This is a genomic window from Nisaea acidiphila (assembly GCF_024662015.1).
In the GTDB taxonomy this organism is placed as follows: domain Bacteria; phylum Pseudomonadota; class Alphaproteobacteria; order Thalassobaculales; family Thalassobaculaceae; genus Nisaea; species Nisaea acidiphila.
This window is the reverse complement of sequence record NZ_CP102480.1, coordinates 2,096,746-2,123,571: the sequence shown is the minus strand read 5'-3', so window position 1 is coordinate 2,123,571 and position 26,826 is coordinate 2,096,746. Positions and strand designations below refer to the sequence as shown.

Annotated in this window: 21 protein-coding genes; 10 read left to right on the top strand and 11 right to left on the bottom strand. The window is 63.7% G+C overall.

Features of this window, described 5'->3' with window-relative positions:
* Positions 1-37: 37 nt before the first annotated feature.
* Together NUH88_RS09835 and NUH88_RS09830 are read right to left on the bottom strand one after the other, a co-directional pair.
* Positions 38-1,339 (bottom strand): DUF2336 domain-containing protein, encoded by a 1,302-nt coding sequence (locus NUH88_RS09835; RefSeq protein ID WP_257771787.1) that lies wholly within the window; start codon positions 1,337-1,339, stop codon positions 38-40.
* On the bottom strand, positions 1,329-3,068 hold the full coding sequence (locus tag NUH88_RS09830) for a sensor domain-containing diguanylate cyclase (RefSeq protein ID WP_257771785.1): 1,740 nt from the start codon (positions 3,066-3,068) through the stop codon (positions 1,329-1,331). Before NUH88_RS09830 ends, NUH88_RS09835 begins: the two co-directional genes overlap by 11 nt.
* Before the next feature lie 119 nt (positions 3,069-3,187).
* On the opposite strand from NUH88_RS09830, the gene NUH88_RS09825 reads away from it, so the two are divergent.
* Positions 3,188-3,847: a pyrimidine 5'-nucleotidase gene (locus tag NUH88_RS09825; protein WP_257771783.1), complete on the top strand. Its 660-nt coding sequence runs from the start codon at positions 3,188-3,190 to the stop codon at positions 3,845-3,847.
* A 1-nt stretch (position 3,848) separates the two neighbouring features.
* Here NUH88_RS09825 and NUH88_RS09820 read toward each other — a convergent pair whose 3' ends face one another.
* The gene (locus NUH88_RS09820) at positions 3,849-5,036 is read right to left on the bottom strand and encodes a multidrug effflux MFS transporter (RefSeq protein WP_257771782.1); all 1,188 of its coding nucleotides are present in this window, start codon (positions 5,034-5,036) and stop codon (positions 3,849-3,851) included.
* A gap of 334 nt (positions 5,037-5,370) precedes the next feature.
* Here NUH88_RS09820 and dapD point away from each other — a divergent pair, with 334 nt between their 5' ends.
* Genes dapD through NUH88_RS09805 form a run of 3 tightly spaced genes read left to right on the top strand, consistent with a single transcriptional unit; the run spans position 5,371 to position 7,977 of the window.
* Entirely contained in the window at positions 5,371-6,231 is an 861-nt protein-coding gene (gene dapD / locus NUH88_RS09815) for a 2,3,4,5-tetrahydropyridine-2,6-dicarboxylate N-succinyltransferase (protein WP_257771781.1), read from the top strand.
* Positions 6,232-6,233: 2 nt separating this feature from the next.
* Positions 6,234-7,397: a succinyl-diaminopimelate desuccinylase gene (gene dapE, locus NUH88_RS09810; RefSeq protein ID WP_257771780.1), complete on the top strand. Its 1,164-nt coding sequence runs from the start codon at positions 6,234-6,236 to the stop codon at positions 7,395-7,397.
* Positions 7,398-7,401: 4 nt separating this feature from the next.
* The gene (locus tag NUH88_RS09805) at positions 7,402-7,977 is read left to right on the top strand and encodes a hypothetical protein (protein WP_257771779.1); all 576 of its coding nucleotides are present in this window, start codon (positions 7,402-7,404) and stop codon (positions 7,975-7,977) included.
* Between the two features lie 3 nt (positions 7,978-7,980).
* On the opposite strand, the gene truA is transcribed toward NUH88_RS09805, so the two are convergent.
* The 3 genes from truA to def are packed head-to-tail and all read right to left on the bottom strand — an operon-like array spanning position 7,981 to position 10,230.
* Positions 7,981-8,721 carry a tRNA pseudouridine(38-40) synthase TruA gene (gene truA, locus NUH88_RS09800; RefSeq protein WP_257771777.1) on the bottom strand — a complete coding sequence of 247 codons (741 nt, stop codon included), beginning with the start codon at positions 8,719-8,721 and terminating at the stop codon, positions 7,981-7,983.
* Positions 8,722-8,726: 5 nt separating this feature from the next.
* Positions 8,727-9,692: a methionyl-tRNA formyltransferase gene (fmt, locus tag NUH88_RS09795; protein ID WP_257771776.1), complete on the bottom strand. Its 966-nt coding sequence runs from the start codon at positions 9,690-9,692 to the stop codon at positions 8,727-8,729.
* 10 nt (positions 9,693-9,702) lie between these two features.
* Complete coding sequence (gene def, locus NUH88_RS09790; RefSeq protein WP_257771775.1) at positions 9,703-10,230, bottom strand: peptide deformylase; 528 nt, start codon at positions 10,228-10,230, stop codon at positions 9,703-9,705.
* 134 nt (positions 10,231-10,364) lie between these two features.
* Between def and NUH88_RS09785 the strand changes: the two genes are divergently transcribed.
* Complete coding sequence (locus tag NUH88_RS09785) at positions 10,365-11,546, top strand: DNA recombination protein RmuC (protein WP_257771774.1); 1,182 nt, start codon at positions 10,365-10,367, stop codon at positions 11,544-11,546.
* Between the two features lie 3 nt (positions 11,547-11,549).
* Positions 11,550-12,158, top strand: a complete 609-nt coding sequence (locus NUH88_RS09780; protein WP_257771772.1) for a GNAT family N-acetyltransferase — start codon at positions 11,550-11,552, stop codon at positions 12,156-12,158.
* Here the strand turns inward: NUH88_RS09780 and NUH88_RS09775 are convergent.
* From NUH88_RS09775 to NUH88_RS09765, 3 genes are all read right to left on the bottom strand, one after another.
* On the bottom strand, positions 12,155-14,779 hold the full coding sequence (locus NUH88_RS09775) for a methyl-accepting chemotaxis protein (protein WP_257771771.1): 2,625 nt from the start codon (positions 14,777-14,779) through the stop codon (positions 12,155-12,157). The two genes, NUH88_RS09780 and NUH88_RS09775, sit on opposite strands and share 4 nt — an antisense overlap.
* A gap of 344 nt (positions 14,780-15,123) precedes the next feature.
* The gene (locus tag NUH88_RS09770; protein WP_257771769.1) at positions 15,124-17,721 is read right to left on the bottom strand and encodes a methyl-accepting chemotaxis protein; all 2,598 of its coding nucleotides are present in this window, start codon (positions 17,719-17,721) and stop codon (positions 15,124-15,126) included.
* Positions 17,722-18,088: 367 nt separating this feature from the next.
* Positions 18,089-20,620 (bottom strand): methyl-accepting chemotaxis protein, encoded by a 2,532-nt coding sequence (locus tag NUH88_RS09765; protein ID WP_257771767.1) that lies wholly within the window; start codon positions 20,618-20,620, stop codon positions 18,089-18,091.
* A gap of 611 nt (positions 20,621-21,231) precedes the next feature.
* On the opposite strand from NUH88_RS09765, the gene NUH88_RS09760 reads away from it, so the two are divergent.
* Positions 21,232-21,963, top strand: a complete 732-nt coding sequence (locus NUH88_RS09760; protein ID WP_257771765.1) for a hypothetical protein — start codon at positions 21,232-21,234, stop codon at positions 21,961-21,963.
* Here the strand turns inward: NUH88_RS09760 and NUH88_RS09755 are convergent.
* Positions 21,944-22,660, bottom strand: coding sequence for a class I SAM-dependent methyltransferase (locus NUH88_RS09755; RefSeq protein WP_257771763.1), 717 nt, complete (start codon positions 22,658-22,660; stop codon positions 21,944-21,946). The genes NUH88_RS09760 and NUH88_RS09755 overlap by 20 nt on opposite strands.
* Positions 22,657-23,568 carry a 4-hydroxybenzoate octaprenyltransferase gene (gene ubiA / locus NUH88_RS09750; RefSeq protein ID WP_257771761.1) on the bottom strand — a complete coding sequence of 304 codons (912 nt, stop codon included), beginning with the start codon at positions 23,566-23,568 and terminating at the stop codon, positions 22,657-22,659. The genes NUH88_RS09755 and ubiA overlap by 4 nt, the downstream gene beginning before the upstream one ends.
* Before the next feature lie 97 nt (positions 23,569-23,665).
* On the opposite strand from ubiA, the gene NUH88_RS09745 reads away from it, so the two are divergent.
* The 3 genes from NUH88_RS09745 to NUH88_RS09735 are packed head-to-tail and all read left to right on the top strand — an operon-like array spanning position 23,666 to position 26,826.
* Positions 23,666-24,436 carry a 16S rRNA (uracil(1498)-N(3))-methyltransferase gene (locus NUH88_RS09745; RefSeq protein ID WP_257771759.1) on the top strand — a complete coding sequence of 257 codons (771 nt, stop codon included), beginning with the start codon at positions 23,666-23,668 and terminating at the stop codon, positions 24,434-24,436.
* 53 nt (positions 24,437-24,489) lie between these two features.
* On the top strand, positions 24,490-25,857 hold the full coding sequence (locus NUH88_RS09740) for a glutamate--cysteine ligase (protein WP_257771757.1): 1,368 nt from the start codon (positions 24,490-24,492) through the stop codon (positions 25,855-25,857).
* A 51-nt stretch (positions 25,858-25,908) separates the two neighbouring features.
* Positions 25,909-26,826: a DMT family transporter gene (locus NUH88_RS09735; protein ID WP_257771754.1), complete on the top strand. Its 918-nt coding sequence runs from the start codon at positions 25,909-25,911 to the stop codon at positions 26,824-26,826.

Below are 26,826 nucleotides of genomic sequence, written 5' to 3'. Positions count from 1 at the left end.
CGCCTGTCGGTCGGCCCCTTCAGGGGCCGGCGGCCACTCAACCCTTATCGTCCTCCTCTTCCTCTTCGGTCACGAGTTCGATCTGCCAGGACAGCTGATCCTCGCTCAGAGGGAAGAGGCCGTCCTCGGTCGGCTTCAGGGCCTTGTCCGGCGGAATATTGGCCAGTCGCAGCTGCATTTGCAGCGCGAAATCCATGCCGTATCCGGATTTCCAGACCAAGGCCACGATCGCCTTGGGGTTCACCGACGAGGCAAGGGAATGAACCGCTTCCTCCGAGAGGCCGGAAACCAGTTCCAGCGCGGCCAGCACGAAGGGACGCTTGCCCTCGCTGACCGCCTCCAGCACGACGCTTTCCGTCAGGGTCCCGCTCTCGTACATATGCTTTGCGCGTTCCCGGCCGGTCAGGACGGCGTCTCCGTCCTGCTCGCCCCCGGCCAGTTCGGGATTCTCCTCCAGGCGGCGTTCGAGCTCGCGGGCGAGCTGCGCCGACGCCTCTGCCCCGAGATCTGTCCGTTTGCCCAGTTCCGCGACCAAAGCATACCCGACGAACCGGGCGAGGCTGAGGGCGTGCCGCCCCAGCAGTTTCGGGCGCGTTACCAGCGGGCGGTGCAGGACGCGACGTTCGGTGGCGTTCTCGATGAGATCGTCGAGGGTCTCCTCGCGGATCTGTGCGGATCTGTTGCCGAGCAGTTCCGCGATCGCGGCATCGTCTTCCGCGCTGATGACCGCGTCGGATACGGTTTCGGAGACCGCCTGGCGGCGGGAAATGGCGGCAATGGCGCCCGCCACCGGCTCGTTCCGGATGATCTCGACCAGCAGTTCGTCGGCCAGCAGCGGGGAATGTTCGAGGATGGGGCCGGACACGGAAATCGTGGTGTCCCGCGCGAGAACCTCGATGACACGGCTGATCATTTCCGGCGGTGCGTCCGGCAGGTCCTTTACGGCATCGGCGAGCACCGCCCGAACCCGGTCGACATGGTCTAGTGCCAGTGTCTCCAGGACCTCAACGGTCAGCTTGCGGATGCTCTCGCGGCGCTCAGAGCTCAGGTCCGGCGCGAGGGCCGCCACCTTGCGGGCGACGATGGAGCGGACATCCTCGCTCTCGTCCTTGGCCAGGAACTGATCGGCATGGCGCGGTGTGGCTGTATTGGCGGCAACCGCCTCGCGAATCTCGCTATTGTCGTCCTCGGCGAGGAAGAAGAGGATTTCCGGCGGCGTCAGGTGATCTTCGGCCAGGCGGCGGCGCTCGGCCAGATTGGTGCTGGCGGCGATGCCTTTTGCTTTTTCGTAGGCGGTCCTGTCGGCGTCGCTCATGCGGCGTTTGGGTTTAGTCGTCATCGTTGCCGGCTCCGCTTACTTCCGGGTCGGGGGCAAACGTATAGGCGTTCTTGCCCCCGTGCTTGATCTCGTACATCGCTTCGTCGGCGCGGGCGATGAGATTTTCCGCGTTCTCCGATGAGGCGTTTCCGCCCGGTGCGATACAGGCGATGCCGATCGACATCCCGACCTTGCGTGTCTCGTCGACGGCGTACTGCGCCAGACTGCCGGCGGCTTCCAGCAGGTGCTCGGCCTTCGCACGCGCCTTGTCGCGGTCGGCGGTGTCGAACCAGACGACGAACTCGTCGCCCCCGAGACGGGCCGGCATGTCGTCCTTGCCGGCGCATCCGTGCAGCATGGCGGCGACATCGAGCAGCACCTTGTCGCCCATCTTGTGGCCGAGATTGTCGTTCACGAGCTTGAAGTTATCGAGGTCGACATAGACCAGCGCGCCGCCGGCGCCCTTTTTCGACAACTTTCCGTCCAGCCGTTCCTGGAAGGTGCGCCGGTTAAGCAGTTTCGTGAGCGGGTCGGTGGTCGAGAGCAGTTCCAGATTTTCGTGCGAGGCGACCTGTTCGATGGCAATGCCGATCTGGTTGGAAACCTCCTTCATCAGGTCGGCATCGTCCTCGTTCCAGGCGCCGCCGGACGCGTCCCGCCAGAGGATGACGGCGCCGTTGGCGGCCTGGTGATAATCGGTGGGGAAGGACAGGACATGCGTCCCGTCGGGATCGTCGACCGTCGTCGGAGCCTGTCCCTCTGCGTCGGACGCCAGAACATTGGCGAGAAACACGGCCGGCGGAGTGCCGAGTTCGGCGGCAACGGCCAGTTTTCCCCGGGCATCGCGCCGGCAGATGACGCAGCCGTCGGAGGCGAGGGAGCGGGCAATGGCGCGGGCGGCCGATGCGAGCATCGCTTTCGGGTCGAGTTCGTCGCGGATGGTCCGGACGATATAGGCCATCAGCCGTTCCCGGTTCCGGGCTTTAGCGAGAGCGGCGTCGCGGCGCCGGGCTTCGGTTACGTCCCGGCAAACCCCGCGGGCGCCGAGCCATTCGCCGTCCTCGGAACTGAGCGGCGCGGCGGAGGCTTCGAGTTCGGCGACCGTGCCGTCGGCGCGGCGGAACCGGAATTCGATCCCGGTCGAGGGTTCCCGCGCGTTGAAGGGCGTGACGATCGTGATGCCGTCCAGCTTCTCGACGAAATCGTCGGCGACATGCCCGACCAGCTCGTCGGGCTCGTAGCCGAGCGCGCCCGCGGTCGAGACGAAGACGAACTTTCCGCTGGCATCGGTCTCCCAGGCGAAGTCGCTGGAGATTTCCACCAGGTCCTTGTAGCGCTGGCGGGATTCGACCAGAGCGTTGCGGAGGTTCTGGTCGAGCGAGATGTCACGGCCGAACAGCAGGACATGTTTGCCGCCATCGACCGGCAGGGCGGTGATGTCGGTCGTGCGGCCCGCTTCCTCGTCGAGAATTTTCATATTTTGCGGGCGTCCGCCGCTGGAAAGGGTCGCGCTGACCAGCGCGGTCAGGGAAAGTGCGGTGCCGGACATGATCCCATGCACAAGCGACATCGCGCCGGGGTTTGCGCCCACGACCTTCTTGTCCCGATCCAGAAGCAGAACCGGGCCCGGATAATCGAACAGCGGCGCTCCGTCTTCCAGCAGCCGCATGAGCCTTTCGGAATCGCTCTCCGCCAATTCGGCCAGTTCCTCTCCCGGCAGCGCGCCGCCGCCGCTCTCAAGACTCGTCACGTTCAGTTTCCCCCAGCCGGTCTCGTTCCCGCCCGGTGCTGCCGTGAAAACTTGCCCGCACCGGCCGGAAGCGCCACTTTAGGGCGATGAAAGATAACAATCTCCTAAAAGACAAGAGAATGCTGCTCCCGGCCGATGTCGAGACCTGGATCTTCGATCTGGACAACACGCTCTATCCCGCAGCGAGCAACCTCTTCGCCAGGGTTTCGAAGCGGATCACGGTTTATGTCCAGGAGCGCTTCTCGCTCGATCATGACGCGGCCCGGGCCCTTCAGAAGGACATGTTCCGCCGCCACGGCACCACGCTCCGGGGCCTGATGGTCGAACACGGGGTGGACGGGGAGGAATATCTCCATTTCGTGCATGACATCGACGTCTCTGACATCGAGCAAAACCATGCGCTGGCGGAGGCTATCGGACGGTTGCCCGGACGAAAGATCATCTACACGAACGGCTCGGTCCCGCACGCCCGCCGGATCATGGGGCGGATCGGCGTCGACCACCATTTCGAGGACGTGTTCGACATCGTCGCGGCGGATTACGTGCCGAAACCCAATCCGGATCCCTACGATGTGCTGATTTCCCGCCATCGCATCGATCCGAAGCGCGCCGTCATGGTCGAGGACATGGCACGCAACCTCGAACCCGCCGCCGCCCTCGGCATGACCACGGTCTGGCTTTCCGGAACCCTGGACTGGGCGACGGAAGGTGCCGGGGAGGACTATGTCCACCATGTCGCGGAGGACCTGACCGAGTGGCTGAACAGGCTTCCGGTGTGAGCTAGCTCCTTTCCCGCTCCAGCAGGTGCGCGATCAGCGCGGTGGCAAAAGCAATCGCGGCCGAGCCCAGCATCACGAGAAGCAGCGCATAGCGCGCGTTCTCCGGCGTCAGCACGGCGCTCGCGACCGACGACATTGCGGCGCCGCCCGCCACGGTGATCGCGCTGGCGAGCCCGGCCGCGCTTCCGGCGAGTTGCGGGCGCACGGAGATCGCGCCGGCGTTTGCGCTCGGAATGGTCAGCCCGTTGGAGACGCCGACAAGCATGCAGGGCCCCAGCAGGGCCATGACGTGATCGGCTCCCGCGGCATAGAGAGCCAGCCCGAGCAGCAGCCCGGCGCAGGCGAGCGTACGGCCGGCAAGCATCATCTCGGTCAGCCGGAAGCGGCCGGCGAAGCGCCCGGAGAGGAAGCTGCCGAACATGAAGCCGCAGGTGATGGATCCCATGGCGAGACCGAGTGCCGCCGGAGACAGGTCATAGGCATAACCGGCCGCAAGAGGTGCCCCGGCGAGAAAGGCGAAGAAGGCGCCCACCGAGAAGGCCATACAGAGCGCGTAGGCCCAGAACCGGCGCGCGGCAAGCAGGTCGGGATATGTGCGGAACTGCGCGCAGAGAGACGCGGAGGGGGAAAGATTGGTCTCGCGCAGGTCCGACCAGCAGAGGGCGAAGATCGCGAGAGCGAACGCCTCAAGGAACCAGAAACTGGCCCGCCATCCGAAATTCTCGTCGAGCAGGCCGCCGAGGCTCGGGCCGAGCATCGGCGCCACGGCCCATGCCATGGCGACATAGCCGATCCGGCTCGCCGCCTCTTCCTTGCCGGTGGTGTCGCGGATGACGGCAAGGGCGACCGCATAGGTCGGCGCGATGACGGCCTGGAGCAGGCGGAAGCCGAGAAAACTCCAGATATTGGGCGCGAAGATGCAGCCCAGTGTCGCGACCAGGAAGATCGCGAGGCCGCCGAGGATCACCGGCCGGCGGCCGAACCTGTCGGACAGCGGTCCGAGGACGATCTGGAGAACTGCGGAGGCCCCGGCATAGCCGGCGAGCGAGAGACCGATGACGCCATAATCGACATCGAACTCCGCCGCCATTCCGGTCAGGGACGGAAGGAAGATGTTGATGGGGAGGATGCAGAGCGCCGAGAGCAGGATAAGTGTTGAGAGGCGCGGTCCGTCGGGCGGCTGGGACATATGACTTTCCGAAGTCTCGTTGCGGAAATGGCGGACACGAAAAAGGCCCCGGATGGGGCCTTGCTTACCGCGCATGGGTGCTTTCGCCCGGCGGCTAAACCGCCTTACCCACGCGCCTTCCTACGACAACGATTGTCTCGATACCGATCATGGTGGAATTGCTACTGGGGAAAGCGTTCGCGGTCAATGCCGTCCGGATAGGATCGAGCGGCCCTGTTGCCGGCGCCGAAGCCGCGGCTTCATGCCAAAAAAGCACCGCCAGACAGATTGACAGGCTTCCGTCGCTTGCCCATGTTGCGCGTCGATTTTCAAGCGTGCGACGGGGTATGAGGCAATGAGCGCGAGCCAACTCGAAACGGTGATCAATGCGGCCTGGGACGACCGGGACAATGTCGGTCTGGACACCAAGGGCGAGGTCCGCGAGGCGGTCGAGGAAGCGCTGAGCGGTCTCGACAACGGCGCCATCCGGACCGCCGAGCCGCTCGGCGATCACAAATGGCAGGTGAACGAGTGGGCGAAGAAGGCCGTGCTGCTCTCCTTCCGCCTCAATGACATGGATATCATCCCGGGCGGTCCGGTGGACGCCGATCTCGGCCCGTCGGTCTGGTGGGACAAGGTGCCGTCCAAGTTCGCCGGCTGGGGCGCCAACCGGTTCCGCGAGGCCGGATTCCGCGCCGTGCCGAACTGCGTCGTGCGCCGCTCCGCCTTCATCGCCAAGGGCGTCGTACTGATGCCGAGCTTCGTCAATCTCGGTGCGTATGTGGACGAGGGCTCCATGGTCGATACCTGGGCCACGGTCGGGTCCTGCGCGCAGATCGGCAAGAACGTGCATCTCTCCGGCGGCGTCGGCATCGGCGGCGTGCTGGAGCCGCTGCAGGCCTCCCCGGTCATCATCGAGGACAATTGCTTCATCGGCGCCCGTTCCGAGGTGGTCGAGGGCGTGATCGTCGAGGAGGGCTCGGTGCTCTCCATGGGCGTCTTCATCTCCGCCACCACCAAGATCGTCGACCGCAGCACCGGCGAGATCTTCATCGGCCGGGTTCCGTCCTATTCCGTCGTGGTGCCGGGCTCGCTGCCGGGCAAGCCGCTGCCGGACGGCACGCCGGGCCCGAGCCTCTCCTGCGCGGTGATCGTGAAGCGCGTCGATGCGCAGACCCGCTCCAAGACCTCGATCAACGACCTGCTGCGGGACTGAGCTTGGGCAACCAGATCGATCCGGTCCGGCTGACCCAGGACCTCGTCCGCTGCGAGAGCGTGACCCCCGTCGAAGGCGGTGCGCTCGCCCTCCTGGAAAAGGAACTGACGGCGCTCGGCTTCGCTTGCCGGCGCCTCACCTTCTCCGATGAGGGCACGCCGGACGTTGAGAACCTCTACGCCCGGATCGGCACCGCGGCGCCGAACATCTGTTTCGCCGGCCATACCGATGTGGTCCCGCCGGGCAATGCGGATGACTGGATCGCCCCGCCCTTCTCCGGAGAGATCCGGGACGGCAGGCTCTACGGGCGCGGCAGTTCCGACATGAAATCCGGCGTCGCCTGCTTCGCGGCGGCGGCCGCGCGGTTTCTGGAGGCTCGCGGCACCGATTTCGGCGGCTCGATCTCCTTTCTGATCACCGGCGACGAGGAAGGCCCGGCGATCAACGGCACCGTCAAGGTACTGGACTGGATGGCGGACGAGGGCGAGACGATCGACGCCTGCATCGTCGGCGAGCCGACCAATCCGGAATTCCTTGGCCAGATGATGAAGATCGGCCGGCGCGGAAGCTTCACCGGTTACCTCACCGTCCACGGCACCCAGGGCCACAGCGCCTATCCGCATCTTGCCGACAATCCGATCCATCGGCTGGTGAGGATGCTGGAGCCGCTGACGGCGGGCGTGCTGGACGATGGCACGGAACATTTCCAGCCATCCACGGTCGCCATCGTGACGGTCGATACCGGCAATCCGGCGACCAACGTGATCCCGGCGAAGACGTCTGCGACCTTCAACGCGCGGTTCAACGACCTGCACACGGCGGAGAGCCTCGAGGCGAAGTTTCGGGAGATGTTCGATGCGGTCGGCGGGCGCTACGACTTCCGGGTCGAGTGCACTTCGAACGCCTTCGTGACAGAGCCCGGCCCGCTCAGCGACGCAGTCGCGGCGGCGGTGAAAGAGGTGACAGGCAAGGAGCCCGAACTCAGCACCTCCGGCGGCACCTCCGATGCCCGCTTCATCCGCAAGTTCTGCCCGGTGGTCGAGTTCGGCATCGTCGGCCAGACCATGCACAAGACCGACGAGCATGTGACGGTCTCGGACATCGAGGCCCTGACCGGGATTTATGAGGCGGCGCTCGGGAAATTCTTCGACGCGGCCAAGGCGTAGGCGGATGCTGCCGGGCACGGCCGAGATCGTCCGCGCGCTCTACGGCTGCTGGTGCCTCGCCCTCGGCCGGCCGGGCGCGATCGACATGTTCGACCGCAGCGAGGCCGGCTTCTACCGCTCCTTCTTTGCCGCCGTGCTGGCGCTGCCGGCGATCCTTATCTCCGACGTCGCGAACGGTTCGGCGGCCTGGATTTCCGGCGATTTCTTCGACTGGATCAGCTACGGGCTGCGCTATGCGGTCTACTGGCTGGTCTTTCCGCTGGTTGCCTGCCTCATCGCCGAGAAGATCGGCAAGCTCGACCTGATCCTCGATTTCCTCGTGCCGTACAACTGGGTCACCGTGCCTTTCGCCTACATCTTCTGCTGCTTCTATGTGTTCGGCTCGGGAGAGGGCGCGGTCGCCGATTTCTTCGACACGCTCACCGTAATTCTCTGGCTCGGCCTGCTCTTCATCGTCTGGCGTTGGGCACGCCGGCTTCTGGGTGTCTCGCCGCTGATGGCGGCGGGCTTCATCCTCGCCGACGAGCTCTGCTCGACGGTGACCTTCCTTATCCTGGAGAATATCGCCGCGCTGAGCTGAAGCTCAGTAGCCGACCGAGACCAGATAGAGCCCGTCCGGCGGCGCTGTGGGCCCGCCGGCCGCACGGTCCTTCGCGGCGAGGGCGTCCTCGACATCCTTCCGCGTCCACTTGCCTTCGCCGACCAGCTTCAGCGTGCCGGTGATGTTACGGATCTGGTGGTGCAGGAAGGAGCGGGCATGGGCGTTGATATGGATTTCCTCCCCGACCCGGGAAACGGTGAGACTGTCGAGGGTCTTTTCCGGCGACTGCGCCTGGCAGTGCTTGGCCCGGAAGGTGGTGAAATCGTGATGCCCGACGAGCGCCTGCGCCGCGTCGTGCATCGCCTCGGCATCGAGCACCTGCGGCACGTGCCAGACCCGCCCCGCATCGAGCGCGGCCGGGGCGCGGCGGTTCAGGATACGGTAGAGGTAGCTGCGTTTCGTCGCCGAGAAGCGGGCATGGAAGTCGCCGTCGGCCTCCTCGGCATGGCGGATCGCGATCGGGTCCGGTTTGACGTGGAAGTTCAGCGCCTTCATCACCGTATTGGCGTCGAAGCGGTCGCTTTCGAGATCGAAATGGGCGACCTGCGCCATGGCATGCACGCCCGCATCCGTCCGTCCAGCGCCGACCACCTCGACGCGTTCGCCGGAAAGTTTCTCGACCGCCTCCTCGAGGCTCTGCTGGATCGAGGGGCCGTTGGCCTGGCGCTGCCAGCCGACGAAGTCCCCGCCGGCATATTCGACCGTTATGCGGAAACGGGGCATGGGGATCAGCCGAGCCTGGTGCCGGGCGCGAGCCCGTCATAGCCGCGCAGCAGGTCGGCGGCCGCCATCGGCGCCTTGCCGGGCCGCTGCAGCCGGGTGATGCGGAGAGCATCCTCGGCGCAGGAGACGGTCAACTCTGCATCGAGCACGGTGCCCGGATCGTTGGTGAGAGCGCCGAGCTTCAGCACCTCCGCCGAGAAGACCTTGAAACGTTCTCCGCCAAGTTCGAACCAGGCGCCGGGCCAGGGGGCCAGCGCGCGGATCGTCCGCTCCAGTTCCCCGGCGCTCTTCGACCAGTCGAGCCTGCCGGTCTCCCGCGTCAGTTTCTCGGCGTAGGTGACGCCGTCTTCCGGCTGCGGCGTCGCTTCGAGATAACCGCCGGCCAATCCGGCAAGGGACGGCAGGATCAGTTTCGCGCCGAGATCGGAGAGCGCGTCGTGCAGGCTCTCGCCGGTGGTCTCGTCCGTGATCTCGATCCGCTCGGCAAGCAGCATGTCGCCGGTATCGAGGCCCTCGTCCATCGCCATGATGGTGACGCCGGTCTCCGTGTCGCCGGCGAGGATCGCGCGCTGGATCGGTGCCGCGCCGCGCCAACGCGGCAGCAGTGAGGCATGGACGTTGACGCAGCCGAGCCGGGGCGCCTCCAGGATCTCCTTCGGCAGGATCAGCCCGTAGGCCACCACTACCGCCGCATCGAGCGAGAGAGTGCGAAAACGCGCCTGTTCCTCTTCGCTCCGCAGGGAGGTCGGGGTGAAGACCGGGATGCCGTGGCGCTCGGCGGCCTCGTGGACCGGCGACTTGCGCTCCTTCTTGCCGCGCCCGGCGGGGCGGGGCGGCTGGCTGTAGACGGCGGCGATCTCGTGCCCGGCGCCGATCAGCGCCTCCAGCACGGGCACGGAGAAATCCGGCGTGCCCATGAAGGCGAGACGGAGCGGTTTGTTTGCGGGGGCGGTCGGGGCGGACCCGGACATGGAGTGATTCCTAGGCCGCTTTGTCTTCGGCGCGCTGTTTCTTCGCCTTGGTCATCTTCCTCAGGATCATGTTCCGCTTCAGGGCGGAGAGGTGATCGATGAAAAGGATGCCGTCGATATGATCGATCTCATGCTGCAGGCAGGTGGCGAGCAGCCCGTCCGCCGCGATCTCGCGCTCCTCGCCGGACTCGTCCAGATATCTGACCTTCACCTCCGCCGGGCGCGTCACCTCGGCATAGTGGCCGGGCAGGGAGAGGCACCCTTCCTCGTAGGTGCTGAGTTCGTCGGAGGACCAGGAGATCTCAGGATTGACGAGCTTGAGCGGCTGCGGTTCCTCGCCCTTGGCGGCGACATCGATCACGATCAGCCGTTTGGTCAGGCCGACCTGCGGCGCCGCCAGCCCGATACCGGGGGCGTCGTACATGGTCTCCAGCATGTCGTCGAGGATCTGCCGGATCTCGTCGTCGATGTTTTCGACCGGAGTGCATTTGGTCTTCAGCACTTTGTCCGGCGCCCAGACGATGTCGCGCGTGCTCATGCTCTATATGTCGAATTTGTTGCTAGCCGCCCTTGACGTAGGGGATCGGTCTTCCGAGGTCAAGCGCGGCGGCGGCACCGTCCCGTGGTAGAATGAGTGATTCGCGGAGACATGGTGGACAAGTGGATACAGGCATGGATGGGCTGACGCTCGCGCTGGCGGCGATCGCCGTTCTGGCGGTCTTGGTCGCGGTCGTGGCGCTGCTGCGCGGGCGGGGCTCCGACCCGCGTCTCTCGGCGGCGCTGGAGGAGGCCGCGCGGCGTCAGGCGGAACAGGCGGAACGCGCCGCGGCGGCGCAGGCCGAACTTGCGGGCCGGGTGACCCAGCTCTCCGAAAATCACGCGGCGGCCCAGGCGAAGATCGCCGAGCTGATGCAGGTTCAGGAGCGCGAGGTCGCCAAACGGCTGGACGAGCGCTTGGCCGACGTCACTCGCAAGGTCGGCGAGAGCCTGGAAAAATCCAGCACCAAGGCACAGACCTCGCTTTCCGAGCTGCAGCAGCGTCTCGCGGTGATCGACGCGGCGCAGAAGAACATCACCGAGCTGTCGACCCAGGTTGTCGGGCTGCAGGACATCCTCTCCAACAAGCAGGCGCGCGGTGCCTTCGGGGAAATCCAGCTGAACGATCTCGTGAGCTCGATCCTGCCGCCCAACGCCTACCGCTTCCAGGCGCAGGTCGGAGAGAACCGGCGGGTCGACTGCCTGATCGACCTGCCGAACCCGCCAGGCTCGATCGCCATCGACGCCAAGTTCCCGCTGGAGAGCTACCACGCGCTCACCAACGCCTCGACCGATACCGAGCGCGAGCAGGCCCGCAAGCAGATGGCGGCGGCGATTCTGAAGCATGTGAAGGACATCGCGTCGCGCTACATCGTGCCGGGCGAGACGGCGGAGTCCGCGCTGATGTTCCTGCCGTCCGAGGCGATCTATGCCGAGCTGCATGCGAACCTGCCGCATGTGGTCGAGCAGTCCTGGAAGGAGCGGGTCTGGATCGTCTCTCCGACCACCCTGATGGCGACCCTGAACACGGTGCGCGCGGTGCTGAAGGACGCCCGGATGCGCGAGCAGGCGCATGTCATCCAGAAGGAGGTCCGCACGATGCTGGTGGATGTCGGGCGGCTGGACGACCGGGTCGGCAAGCTGGAGACCCATTTCAATCAGGCGGAGAAGGACATCCGCGACATCCGCACTTCGACGAACAAGATCACCCGACGGGGCGAACGGATCGAGGAGATCGAGGTCGGAACGGCCGAGGGTAGCGGCGAGACAGCGGCCGACCTGCTGGGCAACACCGACCGTCTGCCGCTCGAGAGCTGAGCCGTGGCTGATCGTGATCTGCTACGGACCGCGCTCGACTTGCCGGTATTGACCGAGCGGCTCTGTCTCAGGGCCTATCGCGAGGACGACCTGGGGAATGTCTTCCGGTTGCGCTCCAACCCCGAGGTGGTCGCGATGCTCTACGGCGATCCGATGACCCGCGAGGAGGCGCCGGAAGCACTCGCGCGGTACATGACGCCGCCTGTTCTGGAAGCTGACGGGGACGAGCTGAAGATCGCGGTGGAGCGGCGCGAGGACGGTGCCTATCTCGGAAACCTGAAACTGCAGCTGCTCAGCCGGGAGCATTTGCAGGGCGAGATCGGCTACGTGTTCGATCCGCGCCATCAGGGGCGGGGCTACGCGGTGGAGGCGGCGCGGAAGGCGCTGGAACTGGGCTTCGCTCATTTCGGCATGCACCGGATCAGCGCCCATTGCGACGTGCGCAACATTGCGTCCTGGAAGCTGATGGAGAAGCTCCGCATGCGGCGCGAGGCGCATTACCGGGAGAAGGAGTTCTTCAAGGGCGCCTGGGCGGAGGATTTCGTCTATGCGATCCTCCGGCGGGAATGGGCGAGCCGTGAGGACTCGCCCGCCGGGACGATTTCCGCCTAGGTACCGCTTCTGACCTTGTTGAGGAAGGTCTCGACCTCTCTATTGAGCGACTGGGCCTGCGTGGCGACGCCTTTTGCGGCGGACAGCACCTGGTCGGCCGTGGTCCCGGCCTCTCCGGCGACGCCCATCATGCCTTCCATGGTGGAGCTTACCTGATTGGTGCTCTGTGCCGCCTCGGAAGAGGAGCGGGCGATCTCGTCTGTCGAGGCTCCCTGTTCCTCCACCGCGCTGGAGACCGCCACCATCTTCTCGGTCATGTCGCCGATCAGGGTGCCAATCTCGCGGATCGCATCGACCGCCTGCGTGGTGTTCGCCTGCACCGCATTGATCTGGTTCGAGATCTCTTCGGTGGCTTTGGCCGTCTGCGTCGCGAGGTTCTTGACTTCGGAGGCGACGACGGCGAAGCCCTTGCCCGCATCGCCGGCGCGTGCCGCTTCGATGGTGGCGTTGAGGGCCAGCAGATTGGTCTGCTCCGCGATGTCGGTGATGAGGCCGACCACCTCGCCGATCTTCTGCGATTCCTCGTCGAGGCTGGCGACGATGCGGTCCGTCGTCTGGGCCTTGTCGGCGGCTTGCTGCGCCACGCGGGTGGTCTCTGAGATATTGACGCTGATCTCCTGCACCGAGGCCGCAAGTTCCTCGGCTGCGGCGGCCATGGTGTTGACGTTGGTCGAGGTCGCCTCGGCGATCGACCGCACGCCGGTGGACTCGCTCTTCACCTGCTCGGACGCGTTGACCATGGTCTCGGAGCTTCTCTCCATGTCCTCCGCCGACCGGCCGACCTGATCGACGATGGCCTTCACCGATTTCTCGAAAGTGTCGGCGAGGTTCAGCATTGCCGTGCGGCGTTCCTCGGCGGAGCGGGCCTCGGCGCGCCGTTGTTCCTCGCGCAGCCGCTCGACCTCGAGACCGTTCTCGCGGAACACCTCGACTGTGCGGGCCATGGTGGAGATCTCGTCGGCGCCGGAGGTGTCCACCTCGGTCTGCAGATCGCCGTCGGCGATCACGCCCATCGTTTCCGCGAGACCGGTGATCCGCTGCACCACCTGGCGGGAAACAAGCAGCCAGCCGATCAGCAGGCTGAGCACCACGCTCACACCGCAGACCGCGAACATGAAATAGCGGCTCTGGGTCACCACCAGGCGGGCTGATTTCTCGCTCGCCGCGGCTTCGGTCTCGGCGAGGGCGACCAGGCGGCCGACCTCTTCCGACATTGTCGTGACGGCGGCTCGGCTCTGGGCAAGGGCCGCCTGGGAGGCGGCTTCGGCTTCGAGATACTTTCCGCGGATCGCGAAGATCGAATTGTCGCCGGTACCGAAAGCAATCAGGAGGTCCCCGCTTTCCAGCGTCAGGGGATCGAGCCGGTCGCGGAAGTGATTGAGCGCGTTCACCAGGCCGTTGTTGGAGAGCACGAACTCGCTTGAAATCTGCCCGACCGCGGCTGTGTCGGGCGCGCCGGCGGCCGCGTTCAGCAGGCCGGCGATGCGGTTCGCTTCGGCGACGAGCTCAAGCGCGTCCCGAATGGTGCCGACATCCTCGTGGATCAGTTTGGAAATCGAGTCCTTGATATTTTCGACCAGTCCCGCGCCGCCGGCGTTCAGTCTTGCCGTCGCTTCGTTGATGACCGGGTCGATCGAACCCTTGAAGGCTTCCGTGACCTTGGCGACCTCGGCATCGATGCGATCGCGGCGTTGGCCGTTGGCGTCTTCGCCGGCGAGCTCGGCCTTGCGAAGGTCGAAGACGGACTTGGAGCCTTTGCCGAAAAAGATCAGCTTCAGTCCGATCTGACGCAAGTCATAGGCCGCGTCGCTGTCATCCAGCATGTTCACGGCGTCATTGATCTGGCCGGCGGTCTCCTTGAAATGCCGCTCGATGGCATCGACTTCGGCGTCGGTCTCGGCCGTAGCGGAGAGCGCGATCACGGAGAGCATCTCGTAGCCCTGGGCGGCGGTCCGCAATCCCGCTTCGAGCTGGATCATTTCCTGAGAGAGCAAATTTTCGACGGCGTCGCCGGACGTGACGATGGCGGTTTGCCCCCGTTGTTGCAGGGTGTCGCTGGCCTGACGCACCAGAGGCAAGGCGCCTGAGACGAAGAGACGCTGTTCCTTCCTGAGGTTCGCGGAGGTGGTGTCGAGTGCGATGCGCAGCTCGTTCCTGAGGCTGATCTGGGCCTGCAGCTCGGTCAACGAGCTTTCGATCTCGCCGATCAGGCCGGAAAGGCTTGTGCGCGCCGCATCGTCGATGAAGGCCATCTGGTCGAGGCGGGCGCGGAGTTGCTCGATCCCGCCCTGCATGTCCGCCTGAATGGCGTCGCGTTCTTCCTGGGTCGCCGCGCTGACCAGCGCAGGGGCGGTCGCGGCGATATTCGAGCTGGCATTTGCAAGCGCCATCGAGTCCTTGATCGCCGGGATCGAGGTGCCGGTAAACTGATCCAGCGTTTTCTGCAGCGTGGTGAAAGCGAAGATGGAAATCACCGCCGCAGCGATGGTAATCAGTGTGATACCGCTGAGCGCCATGTAGAGCTTGCCGCCAACGCCGATGCTCCTTCGTCTTACGGGGCGCTTTTCTTCCGCCTCGTCCGGAACGTCGATCTCGCCATCAGAATCGATTGCCTGGTCCACGGCTCAAGATCCCCCATCTCAAATGCAAGCTCCCGGATCGGCCGATCAGGAGCGCGGTCCCCCAACGTGACGCCAAATCCGGCGTCATTGTGCGGTGCGGCAGACGCCCGCTATTCACACTTTGCGACTAGGGATTGCGAGAGATCAAGTTCGAAAAATTGAGTAAAATTAATAGCTTATTTCTTCGCCTTAAGGTTAATTTTTATGCGGATTTATCGTGTAGTCGACGCATTCGGTGGTGACGCACGGTTGTCCGTTCGCGGCGGCAACAATTTCCACTCGCGATGCGAAAAAGGGCGAGATCGTACCGATCCCGCCCTCTGACCGGGTAATCGGACGTCCGGTTAGTTGTCCGAACGCACCTTGTTGAGGAAGCTCTGAACCTCGCGATCGAGAGACTGCGCCTGCGCCGCGACGCCTTTGGCCGCGGACAGTACCTGATCTGCGTTCGCACCGGCTTCGCCGGCAACACCCATCATTTCGTTCATAGTCGAACTGACCTGATTGGTGCTTTGTGCCGCCTCGGAGGAGGAGCGTGCGATCTCGTCGGTCGAAGCGCCCTGCTCCTCTACCGCGCTGGAGACGGCGATCATCTTCTCCGTCATGTCGCCGATAAGGTTTCCGATGTCGCGAATGGCGTCGACGGCCTGGTTTGTATTGGCTTGAACGGCATCGATCTGTGCGGAAATTTCTTCGGTCGCCTTCGCGGTCTGGGTCGCGAGGTTCTTCACTTCCGACGCCACGACGGCGAAGCCCTTGCCGGCATCGCCGGCGCGGGCCGCCTCGATCGTGGCATTGAGGGCGAGCAAATTGGTCTGCTCGGCGATATCGGTGATCAGTTTTACCACTTCGCCAATTTTCTGGGATTCCGCGTCCAGGCTGGCGACGATGCGGTCCGTGCTTTGTGCCTTGTCGGCAGCCTGCTGCGCGACCCGGGATGTCTCGGAGATATTCGCGCTGATTTCCTGCACCGAGGCCGCGAGTTCCTCCGCAGCGGCGGCGACGGTGTTCACGTTGTTCGAGGTGGCTTCGGCGATCGAACGCACGCCGGTCGACTCGGATTTCACCTGTTCGGAGGCGGTGACCATGGTTTCCGAGCTGCGTTCCATCTCCCCGGCAGACTGGCCGACCTGATCGACGATAGCTTTCACCGATTGTTCGAAAGTGTCCGCGAGATCGCGCATCGCTTGCCGGCGTTCTTCAGCCGAGCGGGCTTCGGCACGCTGTTGTTCCTCTCGCAGCCGCTCGACCTCGCGGCCGTTGTCGCGGAAGATCTCCACCGTGCGCGCCATCACCGAGATTTCGTCGGAGCCGGTAGTGTCGACGTCGGTTTCGAGGTCTCCGTCCGCGATCACGCCCATCGTTTCCGCAAGACCGTTGATCCGGCGCACCACCTGACGGCGCACGAGCATCCAGCCAATGAGTATGCTCAGGGCAACGCTCCCGACTCCGACGAGCGCGAGAAGCTGGACGCTTTGCTCGATGGTCGCCATGGCCGAGGCCTCGCTGACCGCAGCCTGCTCTTCGGCCTCCGCGACCAGCAGATCCACCTCGTGGATCATCGCGGACACGCTCTGGCGAGCCTGCTCCAACGTGGTGGCCGCCGCATTTTCCATGTCGATCAGTTCGTTGCGGGTCTCGAAGACCGACGAAGCGCCAATGCCGAAAGAGCTGAGTTCTTCCGCCTTGTCCGCGGTGAACTCGTCGATGCCGCGATCGCGGAACTCCTCCAGGGCAACGTTCAACGCGTCGTTCGCCGCGTGGAACTGATAGGTGATCTGTTTCACCGCCTCGGCGTCGGTCGCAACCGCACCTGCATTCAGCAAGCCCGCCGCCAGGTTAGCCTGGGCAACCAGCTCGAGCGCGTTCCGGATCGTGCCCGCGTCTTCTTTGACCAGGGTCGAGATCGAGGTTTCGACGGCCTCGGTCAGTTTCTCTCCGCCGGCGATGAGCTTGTAGCTCGCCTCGGTGACGACCGGGTCGATTGCCGCTTTGAACTTGCTCGTCAATTCGGCGACTTCCGCCTTGATCGCGACTCTCTTGATGTCGATCTGGAGTTGCTCGCCGATTCCGAGGGAACCCTTGTTTAGCTCTTGCTTCCGCAACGCGAAAACCGATTTGTCCCCAAGGCCGAATAGGCTCAGGCCGAGGGCGACATCCCGGAGCACGACCGAGTTTTCCGTGTCCGCGAGATTGTTTACCGCGTCATAAACCTCGTTCGAGCTTTGGTCGAACTCGTCTTTCAACATGTCGACCATTTCCGGAGAGCCCGCGGAATTGGTCACGGCGATAACCGCAAGCATCTGGTGCCCGGCTGCGGCCGCTTTCAGGCCGGACTGCAACTGCAGAACTTCGCCTTCGAGCAGTTCCTCGACGGCGGTCACTGCATTCCCGATCGTTTCGTCACCGCGGAACTCAAGCGCTGCGTTGGCGTTCTGGACGATCGGGATCGCCTCGGCGACAAACTGGGCGTGGGCCTGGTTGATCGATTTGGTCAATTTGTCCATATCGCCGCGCAATTCCTCACGGCGGCTGATGGTCCATTGCAAATTCGTCAGGGCGCTCTCGATTTCGCCGACTTGAGCGGAGATCTTTTCGCGCTGCTCGTCGGTCAGGGTCGTCAAGGCCTCCAGCCGGCCGCGGAGGTCGTCCAGACCCACCCGCATGCCGTCCTGGATCTCCGTGCGCTCCTCCTCCGTGGAGGCGCTGACCAGCGCCGGCGCCGTCGCCGCGATACTCGCGCTGGTGTTCGCGAGGGCCATCGAGTTCTTGATCGCCGGGATCGAGTTGCCGGTGAAGAGTTGCAGTGTGTCCTTCAAAGCGAAGAAGGCTGTGAGGGAAATGCCGATACCGACGATTGTGATCAGGGTAATGCCGAGAAGGGCGAAATAGAGCTTTCCTCCAACCCCGAACCGCAACCGCTTTCTGACGGTCTCTCCCACGTTTTCTTCGCTGGGAGAGTCGGTTTCATCCACATGCATCGAGTCAACCACGGTAGCAGGCACCCCTAAGTCGTGTTCCGGATTTCGCCGGGAAAGCCGGCTTCTGCGTTTACCATAAAAAAATTCAGCATAATGCGTAAATCGCGCAAGCGAAACGGATCTTCGCACCCGCAATATCAGCGGAATCGCCGCGGCCTTTGCAAGGATAAAAAGATAATGTTTTTAGGAAGTTATTGTGGGGCCTTAAGCTAAAATATGCCTAAGAATTAACAGGCAATTCACCTAATTGCCATACAGGAAATGAAACGGGCGGGCCTGGCGGCCCGCCCGAAATCCCTTCAGTCGAGGGCAGAATTTACCTTATCTGTTAACTGTCGTTTCTTACCTTGTTGAGGAAGGTCGCGACCTCCCGATTCAGTGTCTGGGCCTGCGACGCGACCCCCTTGGCGGCGGACAGCACCTGGTCGGCCGTGGTGCCGGCTTCGCCAGCCACGCCCATCATCCCATCCATGGTCGCACTGACCTGGCTGGTGCTCTGCGCGGCTTCGGAGGAGGAGCGGGCGATCTCGTCTGTCGAGGCACCCTGTTCCTCGACCGCACTGGAGACCGCCACCATCTTCTCGGTCATGTCGCCGATCAGGGTGCCGATCTCGCGGATCGCATCGACCGCCTGGTTCGTGTTGGCCTGCACGGCATCGATCTGGGCGGAGATTTCCTCCGTCGCCTTGGCGGTCTGCGTCGCGAGGTTCTTCACCTCGGAGGCGACCACGGCGAAGCCCTTGCCGGCATCGCCGGCGCGGGCCGCCTCGATCGTGGCATTCAGCGCGAGCAGGTTGGTCTGTTCCGCGATATCGGTGATCAGCTTCACCACTTCGCCGATCTTCTGCGACTCCTCGTCGAGACTGGCGACGATGCGATCCGTCATCTGGGCCTTGTCGGCAGCCTGTTGCGCGACTCGGGAGGTCTCGGAGATGTTGGCGCTGATCTCCTGCACCGAAGCGGCCAGCTGCTCGGCCGCCGCCGCAACGGTGCTGACGTTGCTGGAGGTGACTTCGGCGACGGAAAGCACACCGCTGGATTCCATTCTCACCTGTTCGGAGGCGTTGACCATGGTCTCCGAGCTCTTTTCCATTTCTTCCGCCGACCGGCCGACCTGATCGACGATGGCTTTGACCGACTGCTCGAACGTATCGGCGAGATTCACCATTGCCTTGCGCCGTTCTTCGGTCGCACGCGCTTCGGCGCGCTGCTGTTCCGTGCGCAGTCGTTCCACTTCCCGCCCGTTGTCGCGGAATACCTCGACGGTGCGGGCCATGGCGGAGATTTCGTCTCTGCCGGACGTGTTCACCTCGGTCTCCAGATCTCCATCCGCGATCACGCCCATTGTATCGGCAAGGCCGGTAAGGCGGCGCACCACTTGTTGCGAGACGAGCAGCCAGCCGATCAGGATGCCTGCGGCCGCGCTGATAGCGACAGCGGCGAACAGAAGGTTCTGGCTATCCTGAATGACTTTCAGGGCCTGCATCTCACTTTCGGCGGCGGCCGTTTCGGCATTGCCGACGAGCGTTTCGACCGAGCTCTTGATCGTTTCCGACGTGGTCCGGCTCTCGGCCAGCGCGTTCAGTGCGCCCGCCTCAAGTTCCAGCTGCTTCTGTCGGAGCGCGAATATCCCCTCCGCTCCGGCTCCGAAATTCACCATCTGCGTGGCCAGTTCTGGAATGCTTTGATTCTCGGCTTGTGCCGTAAAGGCGGCGATATCCTTCTCCACATCGTCTCTTGCCGTGTCGAAACGCGCGGCAAGCGCGGTGAGGGCGGCAGCATCCGGAGCGCTTGCCGCGGAGTTAAGAAGGCCGGCCGCGAGATTGGCTTCCGCGGCGAGCTGCAGCATTACCTGCAGGCGGGCCATATCGCCGTTCACCAGTCCACCGATCGTGTCGCTGATGGTTGCATTCAACTTCCGGCTCCCGAGGGCGAGGTTGCGGGTTGCCGCGTTGACGACCGGTTCGACCTTCGACGAGAACTGCGCTTCGAGCTCGGCCAGTTTGGTGTCGAGCGCCGTACGTTTTTCCTTGAGGTCGAGAGTTTCCTGGAAGGTGAGCGACTTGTTGAAGTCGAGCTCTGTCGCCCGGATCGCGAACATCGAATCCTCGCCCTCGCTGAGCGCCAGGATTTCTTCCGTGTAGGCTTTCAGCGCGTTGGCTTCCTTCGTCTCGGGAAGCAGGGCCTCGTAGGTCAACAGGTCGACAACAATCGCATCGAAACGGTCCTGAAGCGGCGCAACCGCCTCGAAATCGACCGTTGCCGCCGCCCGGGCCAGCGTGGCGAGGAGCTGGCGCAGGTTCGCGTTGAGGCGAAGACCGGCCTGGAGCGCATTCACTTCGCCGCGGAGCAGGTCCTGGATCAGCTGGGCCGAAGTCTCGATCGTCTGCTCGCCCGTCGTCACGAGGTTTGCATTTCCCTCGTCCACCAATGGCGTAAGTTCGTTCAGGAATGCCTCATGGGCCGCGAGCATGTCCGAGACCTTCCGGCTTATGGAGGCCTCGATCATGGATTTCTCGTGCATCTTCGAGTCGAGGCCCTGTATCCCGGTCCTGAAGGTCGCGATCATACCGAAGCTGTTTTGCCGCTGTTCTTCTGTAAGGGACGGATGATTGCCGACCTGTCCTTCAAGCCTTGAAAGGAGTTGCTCGATCTCGCCTGTCATCGAGGTGCGTTCCTCTTCGGAACGCGCGGTCATGATCTCGGGAGCCTTTGCCGCGACGCCCGCGCTTACCGCGGCCATCTCAAGCGAAACCTTGATCGCGGGAAGCGATTCCCCGGTGAAGCGTTCCATCGCGCGCCGCAGATCGCCGAACGCCCAAATTGCCACGGAGGCCGCGAGAACGGTGATCACAAACATGCTGCCGATCGCAAAATAAAGCTTGCCACCGACTCCCAAACCTCGGCGTTTCGGATTTTGGTTTTCCGTGGAAACCTGCTCTGAAAGTTCCACTGTTTCGTCTATTGGCCCCATTTGCCGATCCTCCGGTCCTGTTTCATTGTTTTGTTCTTTTTTCCCGGAGACGGGTAACCGTTCTCCGGCCAGGCCTATTGCCCCCTCGTACCGCGAAAGCGCTCGATTCCAGCGAGATCCGAAGCATGCCCCCATGCGTCGGTCATTTGCTTGCAAGCATTTGTCCCCGCCGAAACTTTACGTTTCGCCAAAACTGCATCGGAAATTTCCCGAGAGTCCGATCCGGATGCGAGTTTCCTCTCCATGTTTTAACATTAACCTAATAATAATAAGAAAATTCGCCGATGCATTTGTTAAGTCTGAAATGGCGCCAAATAATGAATCCAGGAATTTCAGTTTTTATGCTGCAATGCGGTAAAGTGTTGAGCGTGCTATGATAAATCGAAAGCGATTTGCGTAACGGCAGATTGGCCGATATCTTCGGTTTTCCGGAGAGGCGTCGTCTTGTCTCAATTAAGTATTCACAGATTCACTGCTCAGGCGGGGTTTCAACGCAGGTGGTCCCTCACGACAACGCAGGATTGCAGCGCGCTTACGGCTATCCCTATGCGGCGCCGCCTCACGATTACGTCTTTACGGAAGGCCGCGCGGAAACGTTCCGTGGCGAGGTCGACCTTTCGGAGCGGCATCCGGTTATTGCCGTCGGCTCGAATCGCGCGCCGGAGCAACTGCGCCGGAAATTCGGTATCGGACCGGGTTGCGAGATCCCGGTAACCTGGGCCTGGATGCATGGGTATGACGTGGTCTATTGCGCCCATCTGGCGGGTTATGGCTCGGTCCCCGCGACGCTCCATTCAAGTCCGGGCACCGAGGTCCGAGTGGCGGTGACATGGCTGACCGAGTCTCAGCTCGCGCGCATGCACGAGACGGAGAATGTCGGCGAGAGCTATGTCTACGGAACCTTCGAAGAGGAGGTGATCGATCTCGGCGACGGCCGGCCCGTCCGGCGGGCCGGATGCTACATCACGAGGCGAGGGGCGCTCGCGCTTGAAGGCAGTCCTGTCGCTCTGGCCGAGGTCGAGGCGCGGAACCGGCGTTTCGTAAGCCTTGGGCAGCGGGCGAAGCTGGCGGCGGTTCACCGGTATTTCGGGGATCGGCCGGACCTGGAGGAGTGGATACTCTCCATGCTCGGGGAAGAGAACCGCGAGCGCCGTGCGGCACTCGCGGTCGCGCTTGGCGAAAACGTTGCTGCCTTCGAGGATCCGCGCTTCACGATCGTTTTGGGATAAGCCCCGCGTCTTCGGCTAGTTGCCAGATCGAGGTTTCCTTTACTTCCCTGTCCTCAAGTTCGGCCGGAACCGGAACCTGGTAGCGACCGCAATGGACCATGCCGCCTTTCGGCAGATAGGCGCGGCCGGGATCTCCGACCAGGACAAGAGCGCCGGCCGCCGCGTGGCGCCGTAGCCAGGCGAGCGCCCGTTCCGCCATGCCGCGTTCGTAGAAGACATCACCGGCCAGCACGGTATCGAAGAGCGGGCCGCCGTCATCGGCCAGAGCCGGTTCGTCGAGCATGTCGCGGCAGGCGATATCCAACCCTGCGGAAAGGCCGTTCTCCTCGGCGTTCAGCCTGACCGCAAGGGCGGAGACAGGATCGATATCGTTGGCAACGACTGTCGCAGCCGACACCCATAACGAGGCGAGGCTCACGATACCTGAGCCAGCGCCGACATCCAGGACTCGGCGTCCGGCGACGGTCGCTGGATGATCGATGACATATCGCGCCAGTGCCTGACCGCCGGCCCAGGCGAAAGCCCAGTAGGGTGGGGGCAGCCCGTGTCGTTGCAGCTCCTCCTCGGTGGCCTCCCAGAGCGGGCTGATGTCCGTCGCAAGGTGCAGCCGGATTTCGGGAACCAGGGGGGCGGTAACAAGCTCGGTGTTGCGGAGGACGAATTCCGCTGGAATCGAAAGCCCGCCGCCGGGCGTCATCCGAGGAGGATCGCCAGGGTGACGATCCAGCCGAAATACCGGTTGGAGCGGAAGCGGAGAAGGCAGCCTTTCGGATCGTCTATGTCGATCGTGCGGATCTGCCAGAGAAGCTGCGCGCCGGCGGCGCCGAGGAGAAGATAGAACGGCCATCCGAGACCGACCAGGGCGCCGCTCATCGCGATCCCGGCAAGGGTCAGCGGATAGACCGCCCAGAGGAACGGCACCGTGCGCTCCCCGAGAGCCAGCGCGGAGGATTTCACGCCGATCAGCACGTCGTCCTCCTTGTCCTGATGGGCGTAGATCGTGTCGTACCCGAGCGTCCAGACGATGCCGGCGACATAGAGCACGCTGTTGGCAAGCTGGATGTCGCCTGTCACGGCGGCCCAGCCCATCAGCGCGCCCCAGTTGAAGGTGAGACCGAGGACGAATTGCGGCCAGTAGGTCACCCGCTTGAAAAGCGGGTAGGTGACGACCAGCACCAGCACGAGCACGCCGAGCAGCCAGCAGGTCCGGTTGAGCTGCAATAGGATGAGCAGCCCGGCGCCGAGTTGCAGAACGAGAAAGGCAAGGGCCTGACGGACGGACAGGTCGCCGTTTGCGATCGGCCGCTCGACCGTGCGCGCGACCTGGCGGTCGAAATCCCGGTCCCAGAGATCGTTGATCGTGCAGCCGGCGCCGCGCATGATCGTCGCGCCCAGGCTGAACAGTATATAGAGCCAGATCAGGTCGAGGACGGGCAGCGCCTTGTCCGTCGCCTGCCAGCCGAGCGCAAGTCCCCACCAGCAGGGTAGAAGCAGAAGCCAGGTGCCGATCGGCCGGTCCAGCCGCATCAGGCGGGCATAGGGGCGGAGGCCGGTGGGAAGCAGCCGGTCGACCCAGTCGTTGCGTGCGATATCGCTTGCGGTCATGGTGGCTTCTGCATAAACCGGGCGGCACTTCCCGGCAAGGACCGGGAGGAGAGTGATCGGGCGGTCGCAGTATCGCATCTCCCGGGCGTGAGGCTGGATGAGTGACAAGATCGAGACCCGGCTCTTCGTGAGCACCGACCTCGCCGCGGGCGCAACCGTTGGCCTTGAGACCGGTCAGACCCATTATCTGAAGCATGTGCTCCGGCTTGGGCCGGGCGCCCGCGTTGCGCTGTTCAACGGCCGCGACGGGGAGTGGATCGCGGAGATCGACGGGATCGGCAAGGGCTGGACCTCGCTCACGTTGAAAGCGCAGCGCCGTCCGCAGCGCGCCGAACCGGATATCTGGCTCGTATTTGCTCCGATCAAGCGCGCGCGCATCGATTTCACTGCTCAAAAGGCGACCGAGCTCGGAGCTTCCGTGCTCTGGCCGGTCTTTACCGAGCGTACCATGGTCGAGCGCGTGAACACCGACCGCCTGCTCGCAAATGCGACCGAGGCGGCCGAGCAGACCGCGCGGCTCAGCGTTCCGGAAATACGCGATCCGATGCGGTTCGAGGCTCTGCTCGAGGCCTGGCCCACGGAGCGTCCGCTGATCGTCTGCGACGAGACCGGCGCCGGAACGCCGATTGCCCATGTGTTGTCCGAGCCTCCTTTCAAGGGGGGAACCCCTTGCGGATTGTTGATTGGTCCAGAAGGAGGTTTTGCCGATCGTGAACTTGACCGGCTGCGCCAAAGTTCCTTTGTTACACCCGTTAGTCTAGGACCGCGTTTGCTGCGTTCCGACACGGCAGCGCTCGCGGCGCTGGCCTGTTGGCAGGCGGTAGCCGGGGATTGGACCATGGAACGTCCTGACGGACTTGATCTGTAACCTGAGAGCGGTGCCCGAGGGCACGCATCCCGTCTGATCCCACCGGAGGAAACATGTCCCGTCCCCCTGGCGCCAAGGGCGATCCCATCGTCGGCAAGGCGCAGCTCGTCGAGGATCTGGAATCCGCCTGTACGCCGCGCGCAGACTGGCGTATCGGCACGGAGCACGAGAAATTTCCCTTCCGTCTCAGCGACCACAAACGGCTGCCCTATTTCGGCCGTGACGGCATCGGCGCCATCCTGCAGGGCCTGGTCGACAAGTTCGGCTGGGAACCGATCTATGAGGGCGAGAACGTCATCGCGCTGAGCCATAGCGGATGCGCGATCACGCTTGAGCCGGGCGGGCAGTTCGAGCTTTCCGGCGCGCCGCTGGAGAACCTGCACCAGACCTGCGACGAGGTGCACACCCACCTGGCGCAGATCAAGGAAGTCAACGATCCGCTCGGCGTCGGCATGCTCGGCGCCGGCTTCGATCCGACCTCGACTCGCGAGGAGATCGAGTTCATGCCGAAAGGGCGCTACGTCGTGATGAGCGCCTACATGCAGAAGGTCGGCACGCTCGGTCTCGACATGATGAAGCGCACCTGCACTGTGCAGGCGAACTACGATTTCGAGAGCGAAGCCGACATGGTGCAGAAATTTCGCATCAGCGTCGCCCTGCAGCCGGTTGCAACCGCGCTCTTCGCCAATTCGCCCTTCACCGAGGGCAAGCCGAACGGGTTCAAGAGCTACCGTTCGCATGTCTGGACCGATACCGATCCGGACCGTTGCGGTATGTTGCCTTTCGTTTTCGAGGACGGCTTCGGGTTCGAGCGCTATGTCGACTACATGCTCGACGTGCCGATGTACTTCCTCTACCGCGACGGGGAGTATCAGGACGTTTCCGGAAAGAGCTTCCGCAAGTTCATGGCGGGCGAGCTTGAGGGCTATGAAGGCGAGGAGGCCTTCATGGGCGACTGGACGGATCACATGACGACCAGTTTCCCCGAGGTCCGGCTGAAGAAATATATCGAGATGCGCGGCGCTGATACCGGGCCGTGGCGCAATATCTGCGCGCTGCCTGCGCTCTGGACGGGCATTCTCTACGATTCGGATGCACAGCAGGCGGCCGCGGATCTGATCGCCGGCTGGAGCGTTGAAGAGATGTCCCAGATGCGTGACGCCGTGCCAAAGACCGGCTTGCAGACCGGGTTCCGGGACGGTACCGTTCAGGATCTCGCAAAACAGATGATCGAAATCTCGCGTCATGGCCTGAAGCGCCGCGCCCGGACCGACTCTGCCGGAAACGACGAGAGCGGTTTCCTCAACTGGCTTCAGGAAGTGGCCGATTCCGGAAAATCGCCCGCCGACCGCCTGCTCGATCTCTATCACGGTGAATGGCAGGGGCAGATCGATCCTCTGTACGAATATCAACGGTATTGAGCCGTCGCCGGATCTGTCCGGAGATGGCGGCATCTCCGGAAGATCTGAACGATGCACGGACGAATTGACGACAGCACGGCTGCCGGCCGCGGAATAGCCCTGATGATCGCCGGCGTCTTCACCGTTTCCGTAATGGATGCGGTGATCAAATGGCTGTCCGCCGGTTTTCCGAGCATCCAGATCATATTTTTCCGTGCCGGGTTCGGACTCATCCCCCTGTTGGTCATCGTTGCTCTTACCGGCGGTCTCACCGTCCTGCGGACGAGGCGATGGCGCGCGCATCTGGCGCGCGCGACGGTTGGCACCGGGGCGATGCTCTGTTTCTTCTTCGCGCTTGCCAAGCTGGAATTGGCCGAAGTGGTGACCCTGGCTTTTGCCTCGCCGTTGTTCGCCGCGGCGCTTTCCGTGCCGATACTGGGCGAGAAAGTCGGCATAAGGCGGCTGTCGGCGATACTGGTCGGGTTCGTCGGCGTGGTGATCATCGTCCGGCCTGGAAGCGACGTCTTCTCGCCCTACGCGATCCTGCCGATCGCCGCCTCCTTCTGCTTCGCGCTCGGCATGGTGCTGGCGCGGCGGATGTCCGATACGGAGAGCAGCGTTTCCATCGTGTTCTATACCAGCGTTGCCGCGCTCATCGTCGGTGCCATCGGCTCCACGGGCGTCTGGATCACGCCGCAGCCGGGCGATTGGCCGGTGCTCGTCGCACTCGGTGTGCTCGGCGGCGTGGGGCAGTTTCTCATGACCTCGGCATTCCGTTTCGCGGCGGCCGCGATCATCGCGCCATTCGAGTACTCGGCGATGCTCTGGGCGGTTTTGTTCGGTGCCCTGTTCTGGGGCGAGATGCCGGATGCGATGACCTTCGCGGGCGGCGCGCTGGTCGCCGCCGCGGGGCTTTATATCGGCTACCGGGAAACCCGTCCCAAAGCAAAAGAGGGTTCCGGCAAGGCGCCGGAACCCTCTTCGGTCTGA

What these genes read in the sequence shown, in the direction of transcription:
- NUH88_RS09835 (WP_257771787.1), bottom strand. Translation starts at nt 1,339, where the DNA reads ATGACGACTAAACCCAAACGCCGCATGAGCGACGCCGACAGGACCGCC.
- NUH88_RS09825 (WP_257771783.1), top strand. Translation starts at nt 3,188, where the DNA reads ATGCTGCTCCCGGCCGATGTCGAGACCTGGATCTTCGATCTGGACAAC.
- NUH88_RS09820 (WP_257771782.1), bottom strand. Translation starts at nt 5,036, where the DNA reads ATGTCCCAGCCGCCCGACGGACCGCGCCTCTCAACACTTATCCTGCTC.
- dapD (WP_257771781.1), top strand. Translation starts at nt 5,371, where the DNA reads ATGAGCGCGAGCCAACTCGAAACGGTGATCAATGCGGCCTGGGACGAC.
- NUH88_RS09805 (WP_257771779.1), top strand. Translation starts at nt 7,402, where the DNA reads ATGCTGCCGGGCACGGCCGAGATCGTCCGCGCGCTCTACGGCTGCTGG.
- truA (WP_257771777.1), bottom strand. Translation starts at nt 8,721, where the DNA reads ATGCCCCGTTTCCGCATAACGGTCGAATATGCCGGCGGGGACTTCGTC.
- fmt (WP_257771776.1), bottom strand. Translation starts at nt 9,692, where the DNA reads ATGTCCGGGTCCGCCCCGACCGCCCCCGCAAACAAACCGCTCCGTCTC.
- def (WP_257771775.1), bottom strand. Translation starts at nt 10,230, where the DNA reads ATGAGCACGCGCGACATCGTCTGGGCGCCGGACAAAGTGCTGAAGACC.
- NUH88_RS09785 (WP_257771774.1), top strand. Translation starts at nt 10,365, where the DNA reads ATGGATGGGCTGACGCTCGCGCTGGCGGCGATCGCCGTTCTGGCGGTC.
- NUH88_RS09765 (WP_257771767.1), bottom strand. Translation starts at nt 20,620, where the DNA reads ATGTTTGTGATCACCGTTCTCGCGGCCTCCGTGGCAATTTGGGCGTTC.
- NUH88_RS09755 (WP_257771763.1), bottom strand. Translation starts at nt 22,660, where the DNA reads ATGACGCCCGGCGGCGGGCTTTCGATTCCAGCGGAATTCGTCCTCCGC.
- ubiA (WP_257771761.1), bottom strand. Translation starts at nt 23,568, where the DNA reads ATGACCGCAAGCGATATCGCACGCAACGACTGGGTCGACCGGCTGCTT.
- NUH88_RS09745 (WP_257771759.1), top strand. Translation starts at nt 23,666, where the DNA reads ATGAGTGACAAGATCGAGACCCGGCTCTTCGTGAGCACCGACCTCGCC.
- NUH88_RS09740 (WP_257771757.1), top strand. Translation starts at nt 24,490, where the DNA reads ATGTCCCGTCCCCCTGGCGCCAAGGGCGATCCCATCGTCGGCAAGGCG.
- NUH88_RS09735 (WP_257771754.1), top strand. Translation starts at nt 25,909, where the DNA reads ATGCACGGACGAATTGACGACAGCACGGCTGCCGGCCGCGGAATAGCC.